Genomic DNA, 2,981 nt, shown 5'->3' on the forward strand with positions numbered 1-2,981 from the left:
GCCCCCGGCTTCGGGTCGCGGCTTCGGAGCTTCGCCGGCTGGCCGAAGACGATCTCCTCGCGCCTCCCGGCCGCTGAGTCCGGAATTCTTTCCGGCCCCCCCGGCGTTACAATGAGACGATGACCTCGCGCCCATTCGGGGAACCGCGTCTGGTGGACGCGCTCGCCGAAGAGATCGAAGAGCTCCGGCGAGCGCTCGCGCGCGCCGGAGGACCGCTCGCCGGCCTCGTCGGCCGGTCGGCGCCGATGCAGACGCTCTTCGACGAGATCTTCGCCGCCGCCGCGCGCCGGGACGTGGCCGTCGTCACGGGCGAGAGCGGCGCGGGGAAGCGGACCGTCGCGGCGGCGATCCATCGCCTCTCGTCGCGCGGGCGCGAGCCGGTGCGGTCGATCGCCTTCGACCGCCGGGACGACCCGCCGGCCCCGGCGGAGGTCGCGCGGGCCGCGAGATCCGGCGGGACGCTCGTCCTCGAAGGGCTCTTCCACGCTCCGCCGGAGGTCCAGCGGGCCGCCGCCGAGGCCTCCGATGCTCCCGGGGGCGCCCGCCTCGTCGTCGTGGCGCGCGAGTGGACGCCGGATGGCGCTCTCGACCCGGCGATCGGCGACCGGACCGGCGCGCCGATCGTGGTGCCTCCGCTGCGGGTGCGGCGCGAGGACATTCCGCTTCTGGCCGAATACTTCCTCCGTCCCCGGGATCCGCGGGACGGAGCCGCCCCCGCCCTCGATCCGAAGGCGCTCGACGCCATGGCCGCGCACGAGTGGAGCGGGAATCTGCGCGAGCTCCGCAACGTCATCCGCCGGGCGCGCGCTCTCTCGGCAGGCCCGGTGATCGGCCTCACCGCGATCCAGTCGGTGCTCGGCGGCGCGTCCGCCCGCCCGGAGCGCGACGCCGAGGCTTCCGCGGAGAAGGAGATCGTCGCGGTCCGGATCGGCGATTCGATGGCCGACATCGAGCGCCGGGTTCTCCAGCGGACGCTCCGCTTCGCGAAGGGCAACAAGCGCTACGCGGCGGAGATGCTGAAGCTCTCGCTCAAGACGATCTACAACAAGGTCAAGGAGTACGGCCTCGAGCGGGAGTTCAACCGGCGATTTCGGAAAGAGCCTCGATCCGAGTAGGCGCCGCCCCGTAGCGGTAGCCGCGGAAGGCGACCGGCGCCGCGAGCGCCGCCTCCTCGTCGTAACGCGAGTCCCCGACCATCTCGCAATCCGAGAGGGGAAGCGCGAGCCGCTCCGCCGCGAGCCTCACGACCGCCGGGTCGGGCTTGCCGGCGCCGGCTTCGTCCGCGCACGCGAAGGCGTCGAGAAGGCCGGCGATTCCGAGGCGGCCGAGGATCGCTTCGGCGAGCGGGCGGTTCGTGTTCGTCGCCAGCGACGTCCGGACCCCGGCGCGGCGCAGGCGCCGGAGAGCGGGAGCCGCCTCCGGATTGACCTCGATCTCTCCGAGGCGGTCCGCGAAGAATCGGCGGTAGGCGCCGTCGATCTCCTCGACCGAGCGCTCCGGCATGTAGGCCGCGCGATCCGCCTGCGTTCCGTTTCCGAAGATGCGGAGGAACTCCTCGCGTCCGATGCGCGCGTGCCCGAAATGGGCGAGCGTGTCGTTGTAGACCCCGAACCACGCCCCGGTCGAGAACACGAGCACGCCGTCCATGTCGAACAGCACGCCCCGCGGCGCCGGACGGGTCACTTCTTCGGCGGAGCGGCGGGAGGGGAAGTCGCGGCGGCGCCGACCCGGTAGCGCGCTCCTCCGGCGGGGCGGCCGTCGACCGACACCTCGAGCGTGTGCACGCCGCGTTCCTCGGCCTTGCGCGAATCGATGCGGCGGAAGAATTCGGCGCCGACGCCGGCGCGGGGGTCCGCCGTCTCCTGGCGGTCGAGCGCGACGAGCGATTTGCCGCCCGGGAAACGATCGACGACGACCACGTGGAACGTCTTTCCCGTGGACGTCGCCGGCACGTCGACGACCAGCCGTCCGGCGATCCCCGCGTCGTCGGGTCCGATCGCGAATCCCTCCGGCCCGGTCGGTCGCCCGTCGGCGCCGGCGGGCATGACGGAGAAATCGCCGACGATCGGCGCCGTCATCGAGCCCGTGTCCGTGATCCGATTCCGGTCGCCGCGGAAGCGCACGGTCGCGTTGAGCACCAGCGGGACGGGTTTTCCGTCTTCCTTCCCGGGCGGGAAGCGGGAGCGGCGCAGATGGTCGAGCGCGGGTTCGTTCAGGACCGGCGACGACGTCGCGAGGACCCGGAGCCCGCTCAGTTTCCCGTCGGCGGAGATGTCTCCCGTCACGACGACGTTGCCCTCGATCCCTTTCTTCCGGGCTTCCTCCGGGTACGGGGCCGGGGGGAACGAGATGTTTCCCGCCTGCCGGTTCGGAACGGCGAGGAGCGGGAGCGAAACGGCGGCGGCCGCCGCGGCGAGGAGGGTCGCGCGAAACTTCAAGAGGTCTCCTTTTCGACAGCGTGGCGCGCATGGTACGAAGAACGAACGAGCGGGCCCGCCTCGACGTGCCGGAATCCGAGCCGAAGACCTTCGGCCCGGAGCCCGTCGAACTCCGCGGGCGTGTAGTATTTCTCGACGGGAAGGCGTTTCTCGTAGGGCTGGAGGTACTGGCCGACCGTGGCGATGTCGCAGCCGTGCGTCCGCAGGTCGGACAGGGTGGCGATCACCTCTTCGGCCGTTTCCCCGAGGCCGACCATGATCCCCGATTTCGTCCGCATCTCGAGGCCGTCGCGCCGCCGGCGCGCGTCCGCGCGGGCCAGCAGCGCGAGGGACCGATCGTAGACGGCGTCCGGGCGGACCCTCCGGTAGAGGCGCGGCACGGTCTCGATGTTGTGATTGAGGACCGAGGGCGCGGCCTCGAGGACGGCGTCGAGCGCCGCCGCGTCTCCGCAGAAGTCCGGGATCAGGACCTCGACGGCGCACCCGGGATTCCGCCGCCGGATCGCCCGGATCGTCGCGGCGAAATGAGCCGCTCCGCCGTCC

4 protein-coding genes are annotated in these 2,981 nt (G+C 72.1%); 1 reads left to right on the forward strand and 3 read right to left on the reverse strand.

What is annotated here, in order from left to right:
- Window positions 1-119: 119 nt before the first annotated feature.
- On the forward strand, window positions 120-1,115 hold the full coding sequence (locus tag VFS34_16675) for a helix-turn-helix domain-containing protein (GenBank protein ID HET9796085.1): 996 nt from the start codon (window positions 120-122) through the stop codon (window positions 1,113-1,115).
- Here VFS34_16675 and VFS34_16680 read toward each other — a convergent pair.
- From VFS34_16680 to VFS34_16690, 3 genes are all read right to left on the reverse strand, one after another.
- A complete protein-coding gene (locus tag VFS34_16680; protein HET9796086.1) occupies window positions 1,078-1,683 on the reverse strand; it encodes an HAD family hydrolase in 606 nt (201 codons plus the stop codon). The genes VFS34_16675 and VFS34_16680 overlap by 38 nt on opposite strands.
- Entirely contained in the window at window positions 1,680-2,438 is a 759-nt protein-coding gene (locus VFS34_16685; GenBank protein HET9796087.1) for an energy transducer TonB, read from the reverse strand. The genes VFS34_16680 and VFS34_16685 overlap by 4 nt, the downstream gene beginning before the upstream one ends.
- A partial coding sequence (locus tag VFS34_16690; protein HET9796088.1) for a lipoyl synthase occupies window positions 2,435-2,981 on the reverse strand: 547 nt, incomplete at its 5' end. The genes VFS34_16685 and VFS34_16690, both read right to left, overlap by 4 nt.

The organism is Thermoanaerobaculia bacterium (assembly GCA_035717485.1).
GTDB lineage: Bacteria > Acidobacteriota > Thermoanaerobaculia > UBA5066 > DATFVB01 > DATFVB01.

What these genes read in the sequence shown, in the direction of transcription:
- VFS34_16675 (HET9796085.1), top strand. Translation starts at nt 120, where the DNA reads ATGACCTCGCGCCCATTCGGGGAACCGCGTCTGGTGGACGCGCTCGCC.